Genomic DNA, 22,203 nt, shown 5'->3' on the forward strand with positions numbered 1-22,203 from the left:
ATTTTTTGTGACTCCGCACCGCGGGGCGTTTGAGATTTTATTATGCTTATTAAAATGTTAACTAAGGTTTTCGGCAGCCGTAACGACCGTACGCTGCGTCGTATGCGCAAAGTCGTCAATATCATCAACGGTATGGAACCGGCGATGGAAAAACTCTCTGATGACGAGCTGAAAGCGAAAACCGCTGAATTCCGCGCGCGCCTGGAAAAAGGCGAAGTGCTGGAAAACCTGATCCCTGAAGCGTTCGCCGTCGTTCGCGAAGCCAGTAAGCGTGTGTTCGGCATGCGCCACTTCGACGTCCAGCTGCTGGGCGGTATGGTGCTTAACGATCGCTGCATCGCCGAGATGCGTACCGGTGAAGGTAAAACCCTGACCGCGACCCTGCCGGCCTACCTCAATGCGCTGACCGGCAAAGGCGTTCACGTGGTGACCGTCAACGACTATCTGGCGCAGCGTGACGCCGAAAATAACCGCCCGCTGTTTGAATTCCTGGGCATGACGGTTGGCATCAACATGTCCGGCCTGCCGGCGCCGGCGAAGCGTGAAGCCTACGCTGCCGATATCACCTATGGCACCAACAACGAATACGGCTTCGACTACCTGCGCGACAACATGGCCTTCAGCCCGGAAGAGCGCGTTCAGCGTAAACTGCACTATGCGCTGGTGGATGAGGTGGACTCCATCCTGATCGATGAGGCGCGTACGCCGCTGATCATTTCCGGCCCGGCGGAAGACAGCTCTGAAATGTACCGTAAGGTCAACAAGATCATTCCGCACCTGATCCGTCAGGAAAAAGAAGATTCGGACACCTTCACCGGCGAAGGCCACTTCTCGGTGGATGAAAAAGCGCGTCAGGTTAACCTGACCGAACGTGGTCTGGTGCTGATTGAAGAGCTGCTGGTACAGGAAGGCATTATGGATGAAGGTGAGTCCCTGTACTCCCCGACCAACATTATGCTGATGCACCACGTCACCGCCGCGCTGCGCGCCCATGCGCTGTTCACCCGCGACGTTGACTACATTGTTAAAGATGGCGAAGTTATTATAGTCGATGAGCACACTGGTCGTACAATGCAGGGCCGCCGCTGGTCCGATGGTCTGCACCAGGCCGTTGAGGCCAAAGAGGGCGTGGAGATCCAGAACGAGAACCAGACTCTGGCCTCTATCACCTTCCAGAACTATTTCCGTCTGTATGAGAAACTGGCGGGGATGACCGGTACCGCCGATACCGAAGCCTTTGAATTCAGCTCTATCTATAAGCTGGATACCGTGGTCGTGCCGACCAACCGTCCGATGATCCGTAAAGACATGGCGGATCTGGTCTATATGACCGAAGCGGAAAAAATTCAGGCGATTATCGAAGATATCAAAACCCGTACCGCAGCCGGTCAGCCGGTGTTAGTGGGAACAATCTCGATCGAGAAATCGGAAGTGGTTTCCCGTGAGCTGACCAAAGCCGGCATTAAGCACAACGTTCTGAACGCCAAGTTCCATGCCAGCGAAGCGGATATCGTCGCTCAGGCAGGCTATCCTTCCGCGGTGACCATCGCTACCAACATGGCGGGCCGTGGTACCGATATTATGCTCGGCGGTAGCTGGCAGGCGGAAGTCGCGGCGCTGGAAAATCCAACGCCTGAGCAGATTGAAAAAATCAAAGCCGACTGGCAGGTGCGCCACGATGCGGTACTGGCCGCAGGCGGCCTGCACATTATCGGTACCGAGCGTCATGAATCACGCCGTATCGATAACCAGCTGCGCGGCCGTGCCGGTCGTCAGGGGGATGCCGGTTCTTCCCGCTTCTACCTGTCGATGGAAGACGCCCTGATGCGTATCTTCGCCTCCGATCGCGTTTCCGGCATGATGCGTAAACTGGGGATGAAACCCGGCGAAGCCATTGAGCACCCGTGGGTCACCAAGGCTATCGCCAACGCGCAGCGTAAAGTCGAGAGCCGTAACTTCGATATTCGTAAGCAGTTGCTGGAATATGATGATGTGGCCAACGACCAGCGCCGGGCGATTTACACCCAGCGTAACGAACTGCTGGACGTGTCTGACGTCAGCGAAACCATCAACAGCATCCGCGAAGACGTGTTTAAGGCGACTATCGATGCCCATATTCCGCCGCAGTCGCTGGAGGAGATGTGGGATATCGAAGGCCTGCAGGAGCGTCTGAAAAACGACTTCGACCTCGACCTGCCAATCAAAGAGTGGCTGGATAAAGAGCCGGAGCTGCATGAAGAGACCCTGCGCGAACGTATTCTGCAGAGCGCGGTAGAGACCTACCAGCGTAAAGAAGAAGTGGTCGGCGCTGAAATGATGCGCCACTTCGAGAAAGGCGTGATGCTCCAGACTCTGGATTCACTGTGGAAAGAACATCTGGCGGCGATGGACTACCTGCGCCAGGGTATCCACCTGCGCGGCTATGCGCAGAAAGATCCGAAGCAGGAGTACAAGCGCGAATCGTTCTCTATGTTTGCCGCGATGCTGGAGTCACTGAAGTATGAAGTGATCAGCACCCTGAGCAAAGTGCAGGTGCGGATGCCGGAAGAAGTCGAGGCGATGGAGCAGCAACGTCGTGAAGAGGCCGAGCGCCTGGCGCAGATGCAGCAGCTCAGCCATCAGAGCGATGATGAAGCCGCTGCACAGGATCTGGCGGCACAAACCGGCGAACGTAAAGTGGGGCGTAACGATCCGTGCCCGTGCGGTTCCGGTAAAAAATACAAACAGTGCCATGGCCGTCTGAGCTAAGGGCTGATAAAAAAACAAAGGCGCAGAGTTCTGCGCCTTTTTTATGGAGCTGATTCAATGAAAAAACTGCAAATCGCCGTAGGGATAATTCGCAATCCAGAAGGCGACATCTTTATTACCCAGCGCGCCGCCGATGCCCATATGGCGAATAAGCTGGAGTTCCCGGGCGGGAAGATTGAATCTGATGAAACGCCGGAGCAGGCGTTGATCCGCGAGCTGCAGGAAGAGGTGGGAATTACGGCCACTACCTTTTCACTATTTGATAAGCTGGAGTATCACTTCCCCGATCGCCACATTACGCTGTGGTTTTTCCTCGTGGAAAGCTGGGAAGGCGAGCCCTGGGGTAAAGAGGGGCAGCCGGGACAGTGGATGACGCGGCAGGCGCTGGATCCGGAAGCGTTTCCCCCGGCGAATGAACCGGTTATCCGCAAACTTATCGCCCAGGGCTGAACCCCAGGTTGGGAGGCTAACCCAACTGGCGTTGGGTTAGCGTGCCGTCAAATCAGGGCTGCTGCTCGCTCCAGTCATCGCTATCGGAGAGATCGCCCGCGCTGGGGATGCGCTTCTCCTCTGCTGCCCATTCTCCCAAATCGATCAGCTGGCAGCGCTTGCTGCAGAACGGACGATAGGGGTTTTGTTCGCCCCAAACCACATTTTTGCCGCAGGTCGGACAATTGACGATAGTCTCTTCTGACATGTTATCTCCTTAACAGCAGGCCAGTTCAAAATCAAAGCGCTCCGGCACGATCCCATACTCACTGTCCAGCGGCAGGAAGCGGATGGCGAAACGGCTCTTATGGCCGGAGATCTGCGGATAAAGCTGGTGGGCCAGATCGAGACGCAGGCGCAGCAGATCGGCATCTTCGCCATTGTCCTGATAAAAGCCATTGAGGCTGGTCTGTTTGCGAAACTGCCCGGAGTTACGGATCAGATCGAGGATCAGGCTCAGGGACTGGACCAAAGGATCGAGGCTGGCAAGCCAGCTGGCCACCTGCTCGTCACGATGCGCCTGTGGCATATGGAGCCAGATATGCAGGGTCGGTAAATCGAAGCTGCAGCAGCCGCCAGGGATACTCAGGCGCTGGCGCACTAGCGCAATCAGGCGATCTTCACGCAGAAACTGACCAATGCGCGGCGCGGCCATCAGGGTGCTGGAAGACTGCTTGAGCTGCTGGCGCAGCGCGTTAATGCGCTCCTGATCGACTCCCGGCACTTCTGCCCAGGACTGGAGCTTACGCTGCTGGCGCTCCAGCTCTTTGACCAGATCGGTACGCACCTCGCCGCGCTCCAGGACATCCAGCAGATCGCCGGCGTTACGGAAAAAATGGAGCGCATCGGCATGGCTGGCAATCATCGGATGGAAAGCCATTTGCTGGATCAGAAATTCGATGCGCAGCCAGGTGCGCATTTTCTCATTAAGAGGATGTTCAAACAGAACGGGGGTATGCATTACGAGTTTTCCTGTGAGGCGGCCTGCAATGCCAGCGTTAAGTACTTTTCGTGCAGGCGGGCAACATCCGATGCCACTGCATCCGGAGTGCCAGTGTTTTCAATAACATCGTCCGCGATGGCCAGGCGCTGCTCGCGCGTGGCCTGGGCGGCAAGAATATGTTCAGCATGTTCGCGGCTGACCTTATCGCGCAGCATGGTGCGTTCGATTTGCGTCTCTTTTGGCACATCGACGACCAGTACGCGATCGGCCTGGCTGGACAGGCGGTTTTCGACCAGCAAAGGTACGACCCAGAGGAGATAAGGGGAGGTGGCGGCCTGCATCTGGCGGCGCGTTTCCTGCTGAATCAGCGGATGCAACAGCGCGTTGAGCCAGGCTTTTTCCTCCACCTGAGCAAAAATTTTTTCCCGCAGCAGACGGCGGTTTAGCGTGCCGTCGGGGGCAATCATCTGTGGCCCGAAGTGGTCAGCAATGGCCTGGAGCGCCGGGGTGCCAGGTTCGACCACCTGGCGGGCGATAACATCGGCATCGATAACCTTAATCCCGAGCTGCGCGAAGGCGTCGGCGACCGTACTTTTACCGCTGCCAATCCCGCCTGTTAACGCGACTGTGTACCCCATATCTTCTGACCCTGAAACGGATTGCTCGTATTTTTGGTATTCAGACAGCGAGGACGGGCAGTATGCCGGAGAGGCGACAGCGATCTTGTCGTGATGGCACCGTGCCAGCCGGGAGCGCCGTCCGCTATTCTGTTTCTTTTAATCAAGCAAATCAAATGGTTAAAAATAATGCGCTGGCGGGTGGAGATATAAGCGCTTTTTTCTCCATTCACCAGGTAAATTTATACGATTGTAGCGTAAAAAAAGTGAAAATCGCAGTCTTGCGCGGGCCTGATTCGTGCGTATGATAACGTCACTGGAGTTGTGCTCTCACATTAATGCCATTAACCCCAGGAATTCGCACATGCGTATTGAAGAAGATCTGAAGCTTGGTTTCAAAGACGTTCTTATCCGCCCGAAACGCTCTACCCTCAAAAGCCGTTCTGATGTTGAGCTGGAACGTGAATTCACCTTTAAACATTCAGGCCTGACCTGGTCCGGTGTGCCGATTATTGCGGCTAACATGGACACCGTCGGCACCTTCAGCATGGCGAAAGCGCTGGCCACTTTTGGCATTCTGACGGCAGTACACAAGCACTACACCGCGGAAGAATGGCAGGCGTTTGTCCAGAGCGTATCCGCAGACGTTCTCAAGCATGTGATGGTTTCCACCGGTACTTCCGATGCGGATTTTGATAAAACGCAACAGATCATCTCTCAGAACCCACAGTTGAACTTTGTGTGCATTGACGTCGCCAATGGCTACTCTGAACACTTCGTCCAGTTTGTGGCGAAGGCGCGCGAAGCCTGGCCGCAAAAAACCATTATTGCCGGGAACGTGGTCACCGGTGAAATGTGTGAAGAGCTAATCCTCTCCGGCGCCGATATCGTCAAAGTTGGCATTGGCCCGGGCTCCGTCTGCACCACCCGCGTCAAAACCGGTGTCGGCTACCCGCAGCTCTCCGCCGTGATCGAGTGTGCTGATGCCGCACATGGCCTTGGCGGCCAGATCATCAGCGACGGCGGTTGCACCATGCCGGGCGATGTGGCGAAAGCCTTCGGCGGCGGCGCTGATTTCGTGATGCTCGGCGGTATGCTGGCGGGCCACGAAGAGAGCGGCGGTACTGTGGTTGAAGAGAACGGTGAAAAATTCATGCTGTTTTACGGTATGAGCTCCGAATCGGCGATGACCCGCCATGTGGGCGGTGTCGCGAAATACCGCGCGGCGGAAGGGAAAACCGTTAAGCTGCCGCTGCGTGGCCCGGTGGACAATACCGCGCGCGACATTCTCGGCGGCCTGCGCTCTGCCTGCACCTACGTTGGCGCCTCGCGACTGAAAGAGCTGACCAAACGCACCACCTTTATCCGCGTTCAGGAACAAGAGAACCGGGTATTCAATAGCCTGTAACCGGCTGCGCTGGCGCCTGCGCGGTGCCAGCGTTGCTTATCCTCCCGCCCCGCCAATGGCATCGCCCAGATGAAAAACGGGCAAATACATCGCCACCACCAGGAGCCCGACCAGCGAGCCGGTTATCACCAGCATCAGGGGTTCCAGATGCGCAGCCAGACTGTCGGCTCGCTGATGGGTCTGCTCACGATGATGATGCGCCAGGTTTTCCAGCATCTGATCCAGTGCCCCCGCGCTTTCCCCCGTGCGGATGAGCTGCAGACACAGCGGTGTAAAACCGCCGCAGCGGCTTAACGCCTGCCAGATCGGATCCCCCTGAACGATCAGCGCGCGGGCCTGCGCCAGGCGCTGGCGCCACAGCGGGCACGACAGGGTCTCTTCAACGCTTTGCAGCCCCTGTAGAAAGCTGATACCGGCACTTTGGGTTAACGCCAGAACGGTGAATATCAGGCTCAGCTGTTGGCCGCCGATCAGGGGGCCGATGAGAGGGAGCGCGTTAAGCAGTTGCTGGCGACGCAGCAGCCAGTCGGCGCGCTGCCGGACCAGCTGGTTGAGCAGCAGCGGGCTCAGCAGAAAGGCCAGCAGTAACGGCCAGCCGCGGTTCAGCATGTCCCCTGCCGCAATAACCATTCGCGTTAATAACGGCAGCGGCGTATTGAACGTCTGGTAGATGGCAGTGAATTCAGGAAGGACAAAATAGAGCATCCCCAGCACCACCAGCAGCGCCAGTGTGAGCACGATCAGCGGGTAGCGCAGCGCCTTCTTGACCTTGCCGGCGAGCCGCTGCTGCTCCTGCTGCTGGTTGGCCAGCTGCTGGCAGCAAATATCGAGCTTGCCCGTCAGTTCGCCAGTGCTAATCATCGCCAGATACAGTGGCGGAAAAGCCTGCGGCCACTGCGCCAGTGCGGCAGAGAAAGTCACGCCCTGGGCCAGTTCGCGGCCCAGCGCCTCAAGCAGCGCCTGCCACTGCCCATGCGGTTGCTGCTGCGCCAGAAGCGATAACCCTTCCGCCAACGGTAGCCCGGCCTGCAGCAGGGTTGCCAACTGGCGGATGGTTTCGCTGCTGTAGCGCGGGTGCCACAGGCTTTGCTTCACCGTACAGCGGCGTATAGCCAGCGGCAGGATGCGCTGCTGCTGGAGGTGATGCAGCACCTCCGGACGACTGGCTTGCCATAGCATCCCCTGACAAGGAGCGCCTTGCGCATCGACGCCTCGCCAGCGCCAGAGACGCTTAGTCGCCATGGGGGATCCCCAGCACCCGCACCACCTCTTCGAGGCTGGTCAAGCCCTGTTCGATAGCCTGACATCCGCTTTCGAAGAGCGTCATCATGCCCGCGGCTCGCGCCAGAGATTCGATCTCAATGGCGTTGAGCCCCTGGACTATCCCCTGACGTAGCCCCGGAGTGACAGGCAAGACCTCGAACAGCGCCAGCCTGCCGTGATACCCGTGATAACAGTGTTCGCAGCCCGCGGCCTGCCAGCGCGGCAGCGAGCGGGGCCACAGACTGTGCGGCAGGTCGGCGGCACTGCCGGCATTGCGCCGGCAGTGGGGGCACAGCTTGCGAACCAGACGCTGGGCGATAACCAGCGAGAGCGCAGAGGAGATCATCCAGCGGGCGATGCCCATTTGCTGCAGGCGGGTAAGGGTTTCGCTGGTGGAATTGGTGTGCAGAGTAGAGAGCACCAGATGACCCGTTTGGGCGGCTTTCAGCGCGATTTCAGCGGTTTCGGCATCGCGGATTTCACCCACCATCACAATATCCGGGTCCTGACGTAACAGGGCGCGCAGTACGCTGTGAAAGGTCAGCCCGGCGCGCGGGTTGATTTGCGTCTGGTTCATCCCGGCGATGGGGATCTCCAGAGGATCCTCGACGCTACAGATGTTCACTTGCTCCCGGTTTCGCGCCTGCAGGGCGCTGTAGAGGGTTACCGTTTTCCCGCTTCCGGTTGGGCCAGTGACCAGCAGCAGCCCCTGCGGCTGATTCAGCGCCTGGCGGAAGGCCGCCAGCTGAGAGGATGAGAGGCCGAGCGCCTCCAGATCCAGCGCCTGGTCAACCTGATGCAGAAGGCGCAGGACAATTTTCTCGCCATAGCGGCAGGGCAGAGTGGCGATGCGAAAGGAGAGCTGCCGTCCGGCGAGGTTCAGCGCGAACTGACCATCCTGCGGCAAACGATGCTCGGCGATATCGAGACTGGCCATCACTTTGAGTCGTGCGATAACCGGCGCGGCCAGCTCGGGCGCCAGCAGCGGCAGGGCGTGTAGCACGCCATCGACACGCAGGCGGATCCGTAAGTGCGTTTCCGTGGGTTCGATATGAATATCGGAGGCCCGCTGACGCAGGGCCTGCTCGAGGATCTGATTGACCCGTTCGGCGATGTTTTCCGGGCCTGCATTTTGCGCCAGCAGCGCCTGCTTTTCCTGGACTTGCAGGCGCTTATCCATCTGCTCCTGGCTCCAGCATTCAATATCGATCCGTTTTTGCGTCGCGAAACGTAGCGCCTCCATTAGCTCCGTCGGCGGGGTATCGACCACCGCAATGGATATCGTCTGCTCATCGCTGTGCAGCAGCAGGGCGTGATGGCGACGACAGAGAGGGATCAGCTGTTCTGTTTTCATGTTGTCGCCCTCACTTCACGCGGAAGACGTCTTCGCAGGCCTGCTGAAGCGCGCTGTTGTCGGTGATAGTGCAGACCCGCTGCCAGCCGGTGACGCCCTCGGCGTTATCCCAGGTCGGGGTTAGGGTGACGCCCAGTCCGTTGAGACTTTCCTGGCCGGTGAGGGTAACGACCCCTTTTGCCACGCTCATGGCGGAGAGGTAGCGCGTGGTGGTTGGCGAGGGGATGCCATTGCTGCCGCCGTCGCATGTCGTCAGGCCGCCATGATCGAGCGCGCAAAGTTCAATTGCCGTCCGGTAGGGGACAAAGGTCTGCAGCAGATCGGTGAGGGCGGCTTTACGCAGGTAGTTCTGGTAGGCCGGGATGCCGATGGCGCTGAGAATGGCGATGATGCCGATGACCACCATCAGTTCAATCAGGGTAAAACCTCGTTGTTTATCCATAAGTCGCTCCTTGTTGTGACAGAAGCACTGTGACGGGATTCAGGGGGACAGGCGAGGAGACGAAAACGATCCGGGAAACCGGGTTCCAGGGTTTTTAGCGGGATTGCATGGTGAGCAAGAGCGGCTGCGAGTCGGGTCGCAAATTCAGGCCTTCACGCCGGAAACGTGAAGGCCCAATCTTCAGCGAAAACGCATCGACAGGTCGAGCGCCTGCACATGTTTGGTCAGGGCCCCGACGGAGATATAGTCGACCCCGGTGTCGGCAAATTCGCGGATGGTGTCAAAGGTGACGTTGCCGGAGACCTCGAGCGCCGCCTGGCCAGCGGTGATTTTCACCGCCTCGCGCATCAGGTCGGTGGTGAAGTTATCGAGCATAATGATATCGGCCCCGGCTTTTAACGCCTGCTCCAGCTCATCCAGCGTTTCCACTTCCACTTCCACCGGCACATCAGGATGCAGCCAGAACGCCTTTTCCACCGCCTGACGGATCGAGCCGGAGGCGATGATGTGGTTTTCTTTAATCAGGAAAGCGTCGAACAGCCCAAGGCGGTGGTTGGCGCCGCCGCCGCAGAGAACCGCGTATTTCAAAGCGGTTCGCAGCCCTGGCAGCGTTTTGCGCGTATCCAGGAGTTGGGTTTTGGTGCCCGCCAGCAGGTCGACATAGCGGCGGACAACGCTGGCGACGCCGGAGAGGGTTTGCACAAAGTTCAGCGCCGTACGTTCGCCAGTGAGCAGAATGCGCGATGGGCCTTCCAGCTCGAACAGGGGTTGATCGGCTTTGACCGCATCGCCATCGGCGACGTGCCAGGTGATATTCACGTCGTCACCGGCGAGCTGAATGAAGACCTCTTCCACCCAGCGTTTACCACAGAAGACGCCATCTTCGCGGGTAATGACCACCGCATGGGAGCGTGCATCCTGCGGCAATAATTGTGCGCTAATATCGTTGCTGGCGTCGACTTCGCCGCCCAAATCTTCCCGCAGGGAGTGTGCGACAGCATCGGTAATATCGAGATTAATACGTTCCAGCAGCACGTCACGGCGGCGGTCGGGGTTGTAACGACGAGGCGACATGATAAAGCTCCAGATAGATAAGATTCAGAAGTGGGAAACATGCTAACCTGAACGACGTTTCAGTACCATACACACTTCATCCTTTGGGCCGGCGTGTGGCCCGGAAGCATGAGTTCGCGAAAGGAGATCCCGCATGCAGTTGAACGAGGGATGGCTGGTCGGCGCGCGGCGGGTTCCCTCGCCGCACCATGACTGCCGTCCGGATGAAGAGGCCCCTTCCTTATTGGTGGTGCATAATATCAGCCTGCCGCCAGGTGAATTTGGTGGTCCATGGATTGACGCGCTGTTCACCGGCACCCTGGATCCTCACGCGCATCCTTTCTTTGCCGAGATCGCTCATCTGCGCGTTTCGGCGCATTGTCTGATTCGCCGTGATGGTGAAATCGTGCAGTATGTGCCTTTCGATAAGCGTGCATGGCATGCGGGTGTCTCCAGCTATCAGGGGCGTGAACGCTGCAATGACTTTTCCATCGGTATAGAGCTGGAAGGCACGGATACCCTGGCGTATACCGATGCGCAGTACCAGCAGCTGGCGGCGGTGACGGATCTGCTTATCACGATTTATCCTGCCATCGCCGCAAACATCATGGGCCATAGCGATATCGCGCCCGTGCGCAAGACGGACCCGGGACCGGCCTTTGACTGGAAAAAATTTCGTGCGCTGCTCAGCGCGCCGTCCGAAAAGGAGACCTCATGACGCTGTTTACTACGTTGCTGGTGCTTATCGCTGAACGCCTGTTTAAACTGGGCGAACACTGGCAGCTTGATCATCGGCTGGAGGTGGCGTTCCGCCGGATAAAACATTTCTCGTTGCCGGGAACGCTGCTGATGACCCTGGTCGCCGTCGCGGTGGTCTACATTATTCAGCGCTTGCTGCAGGGGCAGCTGTTCAACGTACCGCTGCTGGTGTTCTGGATTTTGCTAGGCCTGCTGTGCATCGGCGCCGGTAAGGTTCGGCTGCACTATCATGCCTATCTGAAAGCGGCGTCGCGCAATGACAGCCGCGCCTGCGATGCGATGGCCAGCGAGCTGACGTTGATACACGGCGTCCCCCCGGGCTGTGATGAGCGCGAGTACCTTAGCGAACTGCAAAATGCGCTGCTATGGATTAACTATCGTTACTACCTGGCGCCACTCTTCTGGTTTGTGGTCGGTGGGGCGTGGGGGCCGCTGACGCTTATCGCCTATAGCGTCCTGCGTGCCTGGCAGACGTGGCTGGCGCGCTACCAGACGCCGCATCATCGTTTGCAGTCCGGAATCGATGGTATCCTGCATATTGTGGACTGGCTGCCGGTGCGTCTGGTGGGGGTTGTCTATGCTCTGGTGGGGCATGGAGAGAAAGCGCTCCCGGCGTGGTTTGCATCGTTAGGCGACCGCCATTCGTCGCAGTATCAGGTATTGACCCGCCTGGCGCAGTATTCCCTGGCTCGTGAACCGCACGTGGATAAAGTTGAGACCCCGAAGGCCGCGGTGTCGATGGCCAAGAAAACCTCGCTGGTGGTGGTGGTGATCATGGCGCTGCTGACGATTTACGGCACCCTGGTGTAACGGCCTGCGCTCGTACTCTACCTGCCACGATACCCTCACATCTGGGGCGTTAATTGCCGGATGGCGTTGCGCTTATCCGGCCTGGAGACCCACACTGCACAGGCCCGACAAGCAACAGCGGCGCCGGGTTCTATATCAGACGCCGTACCTGGCATGTTGCCGGGCGGTGGTTTCGCCTGACCCGGCCTGGAGAATCCGCGCCAGCGGGACGCATACCGAACCGCTACAGCGTATCCGCCGGTGGGATGCCGAAGTCGGGCATGCCGTCCTCTCTCCAGCTGACGAGTTTTAGCCGGGTATGACGATTGGGGTCATACAGCGGGTCGCCTTCAATCTCGGTGTAATTCCGCGCGTGGTAGACCAGCACATCTTCCCCCGCCGGCGTTTGGGTAAAACTATTATGGCCCGGGCCATACTGGCGGTTTTCATAGCTGGTCCGGAACACCGGCTGCGGGGCTTTATGCCAGTTTGCCGGCTGCAGCGGATCGGCCTGCCGGTCAATCCAGAGCAACCCCATGCAGTAGTTTTCGTCGGTGGCGCTGGCGGAATAGCTGATGAACAGCTTATCGCCATGCACCAGCACCGCGGGTCCTTCATTGACCTTAAATCCCCGACACTCCCAGTCGAACTCCGGCTTGCTCAGCATGACCGGCTCGCCTTTTAGCGTCCACGGGTTGGCCATTTCAGCGAGATACAGGTTTGAGTTGCCCTCGATATGCGGCGATTTTTGCGCCCACAGGTACCAGCGTTTGCCCTGATGGATAAAGGTGGTGGCATCGAGGGCGAAGGTATCGAAAGGGGTGACCACCTGGCCTTTTTCCTGCCAGCGGCCGGTCAGCGGATCGTTGTCGGCGCACTCGATAACGAACATACGATGCTGGAACATGCCCAGCGCATCCAGATCGTGGGTATGGGTGGCGGCAAAATAGATATACCACTTGCCGTCTATCTCATGTAGCTCCGGCGCCCAAATCAGCTGGCTCATCGGCCCGCTTTGCGGTGCGCGCCAGACCACTACCGGCTCCGCATCGCGTAATCCTTCAAGGGTCGCCGCGCGCCGGATCTCCAGCCGGTCGTATTCCGGCACCGAGGCAATAAAGTAGTAGTGATTAAGGTGGCGCAGAATAAAGGGATCTGCGCGCTGTTCAATAAAGGGGTTGGGCCAGTTGTTCATCAGGCTTTCCTTACGTGTTCACTGGTTTTCAGTTCCTGGTATTCATTCAGCTCGCTGTAGTTGCTGCGGCGCTTCTCTAAATCGCTCTGGATCTGGCGCATCAGGATGCGGTCAACTTTCAGCAGGCGCACCACGCCGGCGGTGATCAGGTAGCCAACGCCGGGGATAACCGAGAACAGCAGCACGATGCCGTTGAGGGCGGAGGCGCTTTGCGCTTTGGCGCCAGCGTCGTAGCCGTACCATGACAACAGGAATCCGACCATCGCCCCGGCGACCGCCAGGCCGACTTTGAGGAAGAACAGATTGCCGGAGAAGCTAATGCCGGTGATGCGCTTGCCGGTTTTCCACTCGCCGTAGTCGTCAACATCGGACATCAGCGACCAGTGCAGCGGGGAGGGAATCTGATGCAGGATGTTGAGCAGGAAGTAGAGCACCATAATCAGCGTGGTGGCGTGCGGATTAAAGAAATAGAAGGCGCAGGAGAAGATCGCCAGCACGATATTGGTCCAGAAGAAGACCTGCAGTTTGCACCAGCGGTCGGTGAGGACTTTTGCCAGCATGCTGCCAATCATCATCCCGACCACGCCGAGGCTGATAAACAGAGTGGCAAAATGGGTGCTTTGCCCCATTACCCAGGTGACGTAGTACATGGTGGCGGCCATGCGGATAAAGCCCGGACAGACGTTGCACAGCGTGAGCAACAGGATGCGTACCCACTGGTCATTTTTCCACACATCTTTGAGATCTTTTTTCAGTTCATCATTGGTCTGTACCGCCGGGTGGATGCGTTCGCGTACGGTAGCGAAGCAGAACAGGAACATACACATGCCGATGAAGGCCAGCACGGTCATCGCCATCTGATAGCCCTTCGCTTTATCGGCGCCGCCGAACCAGTCGGCCATTGGCAGCAGCGTTAATGACAGCAACAGCGTGGCGATACCCACCATCACGAAACGATAAGACTGGCAGGCAACGCGCTCTTTCGGATCGGCGGTCATCACCGTTCCCAGCGAGCAGTAGGGGATGTTAATCGCGGTATAGGTAATCGACAGCAGAAAGTAGGTGACAAACGCATAGATGACTTTGCTGTTATAGGTCCACTCAGGAGTGGTGAACATCAGGACGCTGAACAGGGCGTAGGGGAAAGCAATCCACAGCAGCCATGGACGAAAGCGGCCATATTTACTGCGGGTGCGGTCGGCGAGGGCGCCCATGATCGGGTCGGTCACCGCATCGATGACGCGCACCGACAGCAGCAGTACGCCCACCAGCGCCGGCGCCAGACCGAAAATATCGGTATAAAAATAGTTAACAAACAGCATGATGGCGCCAAAGATGATATTGCATCCGGCATCCCCCATCCCATAACCAATCTTTTCTTTTATTGAAAGTCTATTGTCTGCCATGTGCGGTCTCTCCGTTGCAGTATGGAGAGAATTATTGGCTGCTATCGAGAGAATTACGTTGCAGGAACGCGTTGACGATATGGATAAAAAAGCTATGGAGGGGAAAGTGTGAAGCAGATAACAATGCTCTGCGCCCGTCATTCAGGGAGGGGGCGCAGAGCAAAGAGAATTATTGATGAGATGTATTATTGTGCTTTTATGGTGGCGGCGGCTTTCTGTTTAAACAGATAGCCCACGCCCAGCACGGCGATCCATACCGGGATCAGCCAAACGGAAATCGCCATCCCCGGGGTCATCAGCATAATTACCAGCACCGCGGCCATAAACAGCAGGCACACCCAGTTACCCAGCGGGTAGAAGAGGGCGGGGAAGCGAGTGGTGACCCCCTGCTGCTGTTTGGCGCGACGGAATTTGATATGCGCGAGGCTGATCATCGCCCAGTTGATCACCAGGGCGGAGACTACCAGCGCCATCAGCAGGCCAAATGCGGATTCCGGCGCCAGGTAGTTGATCAGCACACACAGGGCGGTGACCACGGCGGAGACGAGAATGGTATTCACCGGCACGCCGCGTTTGTCGACGCTGAGCAGCGCTTTCGGTGCGTTCCCCTGCTGGGCAAGACCGAACAGCATACGGCTGTTGCAGTAGACGCAGCTGTTATACACCGACAGGGCCGCCGTCAGCACCACTACGTTGAGGGCGTTTGCCACCAGCGTATCGCCAAGCTCATGGAAAATCAGGACGAACGGACTGGTGTCCGCAGTCACACGCGTCCACGGCAGCAGCGAGAGCAGGACCGCCAGCGAGCCAACATAGAAGATCAGGATACGGTAGATAACCTGGTTAGTGGCTTTCGGGATGCTTTGCTCCGGGTTATCCGCTTCCGCCGCGGTGATACCCACCAGCTCCAGACCGCCGAAGGAGAACATGATGATCGCCATCATCATTACCAGTCCGGTAAAGCCGTGCGGCAGGAACCCGCCTTGATCCCAGAGGTTACGTACTGTCGCCTGCGGGCCGCCGTTACCGCTGAACAGCAGCCAGCCGCCGAACAAAATCATCGCCACAACGGCGACCACTTTGATAATGGCAAACCAGAACTCCATTTCCCCGAACACTTTCACGTTGGTCAGGTTAATGGCGTTGATGGCGATGAAGAAGACCGCCGCTGAGGCCCAGGTTGGGATTTCCGGCCACCAGAACTGGATATATTTGCCGACGGCAGTGAGTTCCGCCATGGCCACCAGGACATACAGCACCCAGTAGTTCCAGCCGGAGGCGAAGCCGGCAAAGCCGCCCCAGTATTTATAAGCAAAGTGGCTAAACGAACCGGCTACCGGCTCTTCCACCACCATTTCGCCCAGCTGACGCATGATCAGAAAGGCGATAAAACCGGCAATCGCGTAACCAAGAATGATACCCGGGCCGGCGGACTGAATGACGGACGCGCTCCCCAGAAACAGGCCGGTGCCGATAGCCCCGCCCAGCGCGATGAGCTGGATGTGGCGGTTTTTCAGGCCGCGCTTCAGCCGATCGCCGTGCTGTTGACCTTCCATATGAAACCTCGTGTGTGATTATTTTTTGTGTACGTCATCCGTCAGGTTGCTGCTTCACTGCTGTCCCTGCCAGAAAGCATAGCCAGCGAAAATTTGGGCGAAGTGGCCCACTTTTTACCTGAGTGATGGCGCGCACATATTGTTGTGTTTGTGTATTTAGCGACTTCCGTTTCTGTATTGTTTTGTTTACGGAAGGCGGTGCGGTAATTCAGAAAAAGGCCTTTCGTCTCAGGGAGAATAGTGGTAAGCGCGTTTGAATGCACCTGCTTTATGAAGGGATGATGACCATGTGTCTAAAAAGACATCAATAGACACATTCTGTATTATTCCGATGCATTGCTTCTTTGTGATTATTTATTCAATTGTATTGTCTTTGTATTCATTTATTGGGTCGTTGAATCGGTTCAGATAGCGTAATTTTTCGTTTCCATTAAGTTAATGCTACCTCTTTATGAGTAAACGTAACATTTGTGCAAGGTTACATTTCTGAAATGTTATTTCTGTAAGGTTGTTAAAATGTCCGTCGTTTACTGATTTCAATCAAAACCTGTATGGACAGAAGGTGAATACTTTGTTACTTTAGCGCTACGAACTTTAAATTGGTAAGACCAATTTACTCCGGGCTAATGGCAGAGACAGGGAATATGGCCTACAGCAAAATCCGCCAACCAAAATTATCCGATGTGATAGAGCAGCAGCTGGAGTTTCTGATCCTTGAGGGGACCTTGCGCCCCGGTGAAAAACTCCCGCCTGAACGCGAACTGGCTAAACAGTTCGACGTTTCCCGCCCCTCGCTGCGTGAGGCGATTCAACGCCTCGAAGCCAAGGGCCTGTTGCTTCGTCGTCAGGGAGGTGGAACGTTTGTTCAGAGCCGCCTGTGGCAGAGCTTCAGCGATCCGCTGGTCGAGCTGCTGTCCGATCACCCTGAATCCCAATTCGATCTGCTTGAGACCCGTCACGCGCTGGAAGGCATTGCGGCTTATTACGCGGCGCTGCGCAGCAATGATGAAGATCGCGACCGTATCCGCGAGCTGCATCAGGCTATTGAGCGGGCTCAGCAGTCGGGCGATCTGGACGCTGAGTCCGGCGCCGTCGTCCAGTACCAAATCGCCGTCACCGAGGCGGCACACAATGTGGTTTTGCTTCATCTGCTAAGGTGTATGGAGCCGATGCTGGCGCAAAACGTGCGTCAGAACTTTGAATTGCTGTATGCCCGCCGGGAAATGCTCCCGTTGGTCAGCAACCATCGCACTCGCATTTTCGAGGCGATAATGGCCGGGGAGCCGGAGCAGGCGCGTGAGGCGTCGCACCGTCACCTGGCGTTCATTGAGGAAATTTTGCTGGACCGTAGCCGTGAGCAGAGTCGTAGAGAACGCTCGCTGCGTCGTTTACAGCAACGAAAGGACGAGAACTCCGGTTCTTAAGCGCCATTTTTAGAGCGCGGCAACTAAACGCAGAACCTGTCTTATTGAATTTTTGGTTGTTCAACGGTGAAGAACGAAGAGTTCAATGGGACAGGTTCCAGATTAATCAACGATTAGATAGATAAGGAATACCCCCCATGTCAGAACGTTTACCAAATGACGTGGATCCGATCGAAACTCGCGACTGGCTACAGGCGATCGAATCGGTCATCCGTGAAGAAGGTGTTGAGCGCGCTCAGTATCTTATTGACCAACTCCTTTCTGAAGCCCGCAAAGGCGGGGTGAAAGTGGCTGCTGGCGCATCGACCGGCGGTTACGTCAACACTATTGCCGTTGAAGATGAGCCGGAATATCCGGGTAATCTGGATCTGGAACGTCGTATCCGTTCTGCGATCCGCTGGAACGCCATCATGACCGTTCTGCGCGCATCGAAAAAAGATCTCGAACTGGGCGGCCACATGGCTTCTTTCCAGTCTTCCGCAACCTTCTACGAAGTGTGCTTTAACCACTTCTTCCGCGCACGCAATGAGCAGGATGGCGGCGACCTGGTGTACTTCCAGGGTCACATCTCTCCGGGCGTTTATGCGCGTGCGTTCCTGGAAGGTCGTCTGACTGAAGAGCAGATGAACAACTTCCGTCAGGAAGTTCACGGTAAAGGTCTGTCCTCTTATCCGCACCCGAAACTGATGCCGGAATTCTGGCAGTTCCCGACCGTTTCTATGGGCCTGGGCCCAATCGGGGCGATTTATCAGGCTAAATTCCTGAAATACCTGGAACACCGTGGTCTGAAAGACACCTCCAAACAAACCGTTTACGCGTTCCTGGGCGACGGTGAGATGGACGAGCCGGAATCTAAAGGCGCGATCACCATCGCCACCCGTGAGAAGCTCGACAACCTGGTGTTCGTTATCAACTGTAACCTGCAGCGTCTTGACGGCCCGGTCACCGGTAACGGCAAAATCATTAACGAACTGGAAGGCATCTTCGCGGGCGCTGGCTGGAACGTTATCAAGGTTATCTGGGGCGGTCGTTGGGATGAGCTGCTGCGTAAAGACACCAGCGGTAAGCTGATTCAGCTGATGGAAGAAACCGTTGACGGCGATTACCAGACCTTCAAATCCAAAGACGGCGCTTATGTGCGCGAGCACTTCTTCGGTAAATATCCGGAGACCGCTGCGCTGGTTGCCGACTGGACTGACGAGCAGATTTGGGCCCTGAACCGCGGTGGCCACGATCCGAAGAAAGTTTATGCTGCTCTGAAAAAAGCGCAGGAAACCAAAGGCAAAGCGACCGTTATCCTCGCCCATACCATCAAAGGTTACGGCATGGGTGACACTGCTGAAGGTAAGAACATCGCTCACCAGGTTAAGAAAATGAACATGGACGGCGTTCGCTACGTCCGCGATCGTTTCAACGTGCCGGTTGCCGATGCCGATCTGGAAAAACTGCCGTACGTCACCTTCCCGGAAGGTTCCGAAGAGCACACCTATCTGCACGCTCAGCGTCAGAAACTGCACGGCTATCTGCCGAGCCGTCAGCCGAACTTCACTGAGAAGCTGGAGCTGCCGACGCTGGAAGATTTCCGCCCGCTGCTGGAAGAGCAGAATAAAGAGATCTCTACCACTATCGCGTTCGTTCGTGCCCTGAACGTGATGCTGAAGAACAAATCCATCAAAGACCGCCTCGTGCCGATCATCGCCGACGAAGCGCGTACTTTCGGTATGGAAGGTCTGTTCCGTCAGATCGGTATCTACAGCCCGAACGGCCAGCAGTACACCCCGCAGGACCGTGAGCAGGTTGCATACTACAAAGAAGACGAGAAAGGTCAGATCCTGCAGGAAGGGATCAACGAGCTGGGCGCAGGCGCATCCTGGCTGGCTGCGGCGACCTCTTACAGCACCAACAACCTGCCGATGATCCCGTTCTACATCTACTACTCGATGTTCGGGTTCCAGCGTATCGGCGACCTGTGCTGGCAGGCAGGCGACCAGCAGGCTCGCGGCTTCCTGATCGGGGGTACTTCCGGTCGTACGACGCTGAACGGCGAAGGTCTGCAGCACGAAGATGGCCACAGCCATATTCAGTCTCTGACTATCCCGAACTGTATCTCTTACGATCCGTCCTACGCCTACGAAGTGGCGGTCATCATGCATGACGGCCTGGAGCGTATGTACGGTGAGAAACAAGAGAACGTTTACTACTACATCACTACCCTGAACGAAAACTACCACATGCCGGCCATGCCGGAAGGCGCCGAGGAAGGTATCCGCAAAGGTATCTACAAACTCGAAACCATCGAAGGTAGCAAAGGTAAAGTTCAGCTGCTGGGCTCCGGTTCTATCCTGCGTCACGTCCGTGAAGCAGCGCAGATCCTGGCGAAAGACTACGGCGTGGGCTCTGACGTGTACAGCGTCACCTCCTTCACCGAACTGGCGCGTGATGGCCAGGATTGCGAACGCTGGAACATGCTGCACCCGCTGGAAACCCCGCGCGTGCCGTACATCGCTCAGGTGATGAACGACGCTCCGGCAGTGGCATCCACTGACTATATGAAACTGTTCGCCGAGCAGGTTCGTACCTACGTACCGGCTGACGATTACCGCGTACTGGGTACCGATGGCTTCGGTCGTTCCGACAGCCGTGAAAACCTGCGTCACCACTTCGAAGTCGATGCTTCCTATGTGGTCGTTGCAGCGCTGGGCGAACTGGCTAAACGTGGTGAAATCGATAAGAAAGTGGTTGCGGACGCAATTACCAAATTCAACATCGATGCAGAAAAAGTTAACCCGCGTCTGGCGTAAGAGGTAAAAGAATAATGGCTATCGAAATCAAAGTACCGGACATCGGGGCTGATGAAGTTGAAATCACCGAGATTCTGGTCAAAGTGGGCGACAAAGTTGAAGCTGAACAGTCGCTGATCACCGTAGAAGGCGATAAAGCCTCTATGGAAGTCCCGTCTCCGCAGGCTGGCGTCGTGAAAGAGATTAAAGTCTCCGTCGGCGATAAAACCGAGACTGGCAAACTGATTATGATTTTCGATTCCGCCGAGGGTGCAGCAGCCGCTGCACCTGCGCAGGAAGAGAAGAAAGAAGCCGCTCCGGCCGCCGCTGCTCCAGCAGCTGCCGCGGCAGAGAAAGAAGTGAACGTGCCGGACATCGGCGGTGACGAAGTTGAAGTCACTGAAATTCTGGTGAAAGTGGGCGATACCGTTGCGGCTGAGCAGTCTCTGATCACCGTCGAAGGCGATAAAGCCTCGATGGAAGTGCCGGCGCCGTTCGCGGGTACCGTGAAAGAGATCAAGATCAACACCGGCGATAAAGTGTCCACCGGCTCCCTGATCATGATCTTCGAAGTGGCGGGCGCTGCGCCTGCTGCCGCACCTGCTCAGGCTGCTGCTCCGGCGGCGGCTGCTCCAGCTGCGGCTGGCGGTGCGAAAGACGTTAACGTACCGGACATCGGCGGCGACGAAGTTGAAGTGACCGAAGTGATGGTAAAAGTCGGCGATAAAGTGGCTGCTGAGCAGTCCCTGATCACCGTCGAAGGCGACAAAGCGTCTATGGAAGTGCCGGCGCCGTTCGCGGGCACCGTCAAAGAGATCAAAATCAGCACCGGCGATAAAGTCAAAACCGGCTCCCTGATCATGGTCTTCGAAGTGGAAGGCGCTGCGCCTGCCGCCGCACCGGCTCAGGCGGCTGCGCCGGCACCGGCTGCAGCTCCGGCTCAGGCCGCTAAGCCTGCCGCGGCACCGGCTGCGAAAGCGGAAGGTAAAACCGAATTCGCTGAAAACGACGCTTACGTCCACGCCACTCCGCTGATTCGCCGTCTGGCGCGCGAGTTCGGCGTTAACCTGGCGAAAGTGAAAGGCACCGGCCGTAAAGGTCGTATCCTGCGCGAAGACGTTCAGGCTTACGTGAAAGACGCTGTTAAGCGTGCTGAATCCGCACCGGCGGCTGCCGCTGGCGGCGGTATCCCGGGCATGCTGCCATGGCCGAAGGTTGACTTCAGCAAGTTCGGCGAAATCGAAGAAGTGGAGCTGGGCCGTATCCAGAAAATTTCTGGTGCCAACCTGAGCCGTAACTGGGTCATGATCCCGCACGTTACGCACTTCGATAAAACCGATATCACCGATCTGGAAGCGTTCCGTAAGCAGCAGAACGCCGAAGCTGAGAAGCGTAAACTGGACGTGAAATTCACCCCGGTTGTCTTCATCATGAAAGCCGTGGCCGCTGCGCTTGAGCAGATGCCGCGCTTCAACAGCTCGCTCTCCGAAGATGGTCAGCGTCTGACGCTGAAGAAATACATCAACATCGGTGTGGCGGTAGATACCCCGAACGGTCTGGTGGTTCCGGTCTTTAAAGACGTGAACAAGAAGAGCATCACCGAGCTGTCTCGTGAACTGACCACCATCTCGAAGAAAGCGCGCGATGGCAAACTGACGGCGGGCGAAATGCAGGGCGGTTGCTTCACCATCTCCAGCATCGGCGGCCTGGGTACCACCCACTTCGCGCCGATTGTTAATGCGCCGGAAGTGGCCATCCTCGGCGTGTCTAAGTCCGCGATGGAGCCGGTATGGAATGGTAAAGAGTTCGTGCCGCGTCTGATGCTGCCGATCTCTCTGTCCTTCGACCACCGCGTCATCGACGGTGCTGATGGTGCCCGCTTCATTACCATCATCAACAACACCCTGAGCGACATTCGCCGCCTGGTGATGTAATTGAAAAAGCCGGCCTGACGGCCGGCTTTTTTCTGATAACCTC

The 22,203-nt window shown here is 57.0% G+C and carries 18 protein-coding genes; 8 read left to right on the plus strand and 10 right to left on the minus strand.

Translation table 11 applies throughout. The annotated features are described in order from the left end of the window. The first annotated feature begins 42 nt into the window (after nt 1-42). Together secA and mutT are read left to right on the plus strand one after the other, a co-directional pair. The gene (gene secA, locus ABLV76_RS15025; protein WP_004204346.1) at nt 43-2,748 is read left to right on the plus strand and encodes a preprotein translocase subunit SecA; all 2,706 of its coding nucleotides are present in this window, start codon (nt 43-45) and stop codon (nt 2,746-2,748) included. Nucleotides 2,749-2,805: 57 nt separating this feature from the next. Beyond that, complete coding sequence (gene mutT / locus ABLV76_RS15030) at nt 2,806-3,198, plus strand: 8-oxo-dGTP diphosphatase MutT (protein WP_064183581.1); 393 nt, start codon at nt 2,806-2,808, stop codon at nt 3,196-3,198. Between the two features lie 52 nt (nt 3,199-3,250). Here the strand turns inward: mutT and yacG are convergent, their stop codons facing one another. The 3 genes from yacG to coaE are packed head-to-tail and all read right to left on the minus strand — an operon-like array spanning nt 3,251 to nt 4,818. Beyond that, nucleotides 3,251-3,445: a DNA gyrase inhibitor YacG gene (yacG, locus tag ABLV76_RS15035; RefSeq protein WP_348878370.1), complete on the minus strand. Its 195-nt coding sequence runs from the start codon at nt 3,443-3,445 to the stop codon at nt 3,251-3,253. Between the two features lie 9 nt (nt 3,446-3,454). Beyond that, nucleotides 3,455-4,198, minus strand: coding sequence for a cell division protein ZapD (zapD, locus tag ABLV76_RS15040; protein WP_017901182.1), 744 nt, complete (start codon nt 4,196-4,198; stop codon nt 3,455-3,457). Beyond that, a complete protein-coding gene (gene coaE / locus ABLV76_RS15045; RefSeq protein ID WP_023319728.1) occupies nt 4,198-4,818 on the minus strand; it encodes a dephospho-CoA kinase in 621 nt (206 codons plus the stop codon). Before coaE ends, zapD begins: the two co-directional genes overlap by 1 nt. A 343-nt stretch (nt 4,819-5,161) precedes the next feature. On the opposite strand from coaE, the gene ABLV76_RS15050 reads away from it, so the two are divergent. Further along, nucleotides 5,162-6,205 (plus strand): GMP reductase, encoded by a 1,044-nt coding sequence (locus ABLV76_RS15050; RefSeq protein WP_017901180.1) that lies wholly within the window; start codon nt 5,162-5,164, stop codon nt 6,203-6,205. Between the two features lie 36 nt (nt 6,206-6,241). Here ABLV76_RS15050 and hofC read toward each other — a convergent pair whose 3' ends face one another. The 4 genes from hofC to nadC form a co-directional block, all read right to left on the minus strand. Continuing rightward, complete coding sequence (hofC, locus tag ABLV76_RS15055) at nt 6,242-7,447, minus strand: protein transport protein HofC (RefSeq protein ID WP_043522211.1); 1,206 nt, start codon at nt 7,445-7,447, stop codon at nt 6,242-6,244. Next, nucleotides 7,437-8,822 carry a type II secretion system protein GspE gene (gene gspE, locus ABLV76_RS15060; RefSeq protein ID WP_017901178.1) on the minus strand — a complete coding sequence of 462 codons (1,386 nt, stop codon included), beginning with the start codon at nt 8,820-8,822 and terminating at the stop codon, nt 7,437-7,439. The genes hofC and gspE overlap by 11 nt, the downstream gene beginning before the upstream one ends. A gap of 10 nt (nt 8,823-8,832) precedes the next feature. Next, nucleotides 8,833-9,264: a prepilin peptidase-dependent pilin gene (ppdD, locus tag ABLV76_RS15065; RefSeq protein WP_004204358.1), complete on the minus strand. Its 432-nt coding sequence runs from the start codon at nt 9,262-9,264 to the stop codon at nt 8,833-8,835. Between the two features lie 180 nt (nt 9,265-9,444). Further along, on the minus strand, nt 9,445-10,338 hold the full coding sequence (gene nadC / locus ABLV76_RS15070; protein ID WP_017901176.1) for a carboxylating nicotinate-nucleotide diphosphorylase: 894 nt from the start codon (nt 10,336-10,338) through the stop codon (nt 9,445-9,447). Nucleotides 10,339-10,471: 133 nt separating this feature from the next. Between nadC and ampD the strand changes: the two genes are divergently transcribed. Both ampD and ampE read left to right on the plus strand, forming a co-directional pair. After that, complete coding sequence (gene ampD / locus ABLV76_RS15075; RefSeq protein WP_135683763.1) at nt 10,472-11,035, plus strand: 1,6-anhydro-N-acetylmuramyl-L-alanine amidase AmpD; 564 nt, start codon at nt 10,472-10,474, stop codon at nt 11,033-11,035. After that, nucleotides 11,032-11,886 (plus strand): beta-lactamase regulator AmpE, encoded by an 855-nt coding sequence (gene ampE / locus ABLV76_RS15080; protein WP_049004289.1) that lies wholly within the window; start codon nt 11,032-11,034, stop codon nt 11,884-11,886. The genes ampD and ampE overlap by 4 nt, the downstream gene beginning before the upstream one ends. A gap of 223 nt (nt 11,887-12,109) precedes the next feature. On the opposite strand, the gene ABLV76_RS15085 is transcribed toward ampE, so the two are convergent. The 3 genes from ABLV76_RS15085 to aroP all read right to left on the minus strand — a co-directional run bounded on the left by ABLV76_RS15085 (nt 12,110) and on the right by aroP (nt 16,022). Continuing rightward, nucleotides 12,110-13,060 (minus strand): family 43 glycosylhydrolase, encoded by a 951-nt coding sequence (locus tag ABLV76_RS15085; protein ID WP_057213433.1) that lies wholly within the window; start codon nt 13,058-13,060, stop codon nt 12,110-12,112. Further along, entirely contained in the window at nt 13,060-14,466 is a 1,407-nt protein-coding gene (locus ABLV76_RS15090; protein ID WP_080847976.1) for an MFS transporter, read from the minus strand. The genes ABLV76_RS15085 and ABLV76_RS15090 overlap by 1 nt, the downstream gene beginning before the upstream one ends. A gap of 185 nt (nt 14,467-14,651) precedes the next feature. Then, nucleotides 14,652-16,022 carry an aromatic amino acid transporter AroP gene (gene aroP, locus ABLV76_RS15095; RefSeq protein ID WP_017901172.1) on the minus strand — a complete coding sequence of 457 codons (1,371 nt, stop codon included), beginning with the start codon at nt 16,020-16,022 and terminating at the stop codon, nt 14,652-14,654. A gap of 644 nt (nt 16,023-16,666) precedes the next feature. Here aroP and pdhR point away from each other — a divergent pair. The 3 genes from pdhR (at nt 16,667) to aceF (ending at nt 22,160) form a co-directional block, all read left to right on the plus strand. After that, nucleotides 16,667-17,446: a pyruvate dehydrogenase complex transcriptional repressor PdhR gene (gene pdhR, locus ABLV76_RS15100; protein ID WP_002888699.1), complete on the plus strand. Its 780-nt coding sequence runs from the start codon at nt 16,667-16,669 to the stop codon at nt 17,444-17,446. 137 nt (nt 17,447-17,583) lie between these two features. Then, nucleotides 17,584-20,247 carry a pyruvate dehydrogenase (acetyl-transferring), homodimeric type gene (aceE, locus tag ABLV76_RS15105; RefSeq protein WP_004204365.1) on the plus strand — a complete coding sequence of 888 codons (2,664 nt, stop codon included), beginning with the start codon at nt 17,584-17,586 and terminating at the stop codon, nt 20,245-20,247. 14 nt (nt 20,248-20,261) lie between these two features. After that, nucleotides 20,262-22,160, plus strand: coding sequence for a pyruvate dehydrogenase complex dihydrolipoyllysine-residue acetyltransferase (aceF, locus tag ABLV76_RS15110; protein ID WP_023319734.1), 1,899 nt, complete (start codon nt 20,262-20,264; stop codon nt 22,158-22,160). The last annotated feature ends 43 nt before the right edge of the window (nt 22,161-22,203 follow it).

Origin of the sequence: Klebsiella sp. GB_Kp047, assembly GCF_040065235.1 — a bacterium.
GTDB lineage: Bacteria > Pseudomonadota > Gammaproteobacteria > Enterobacterales > Enterobacteriaceae > Klebsiella > Klebsiella quasipneumoniae.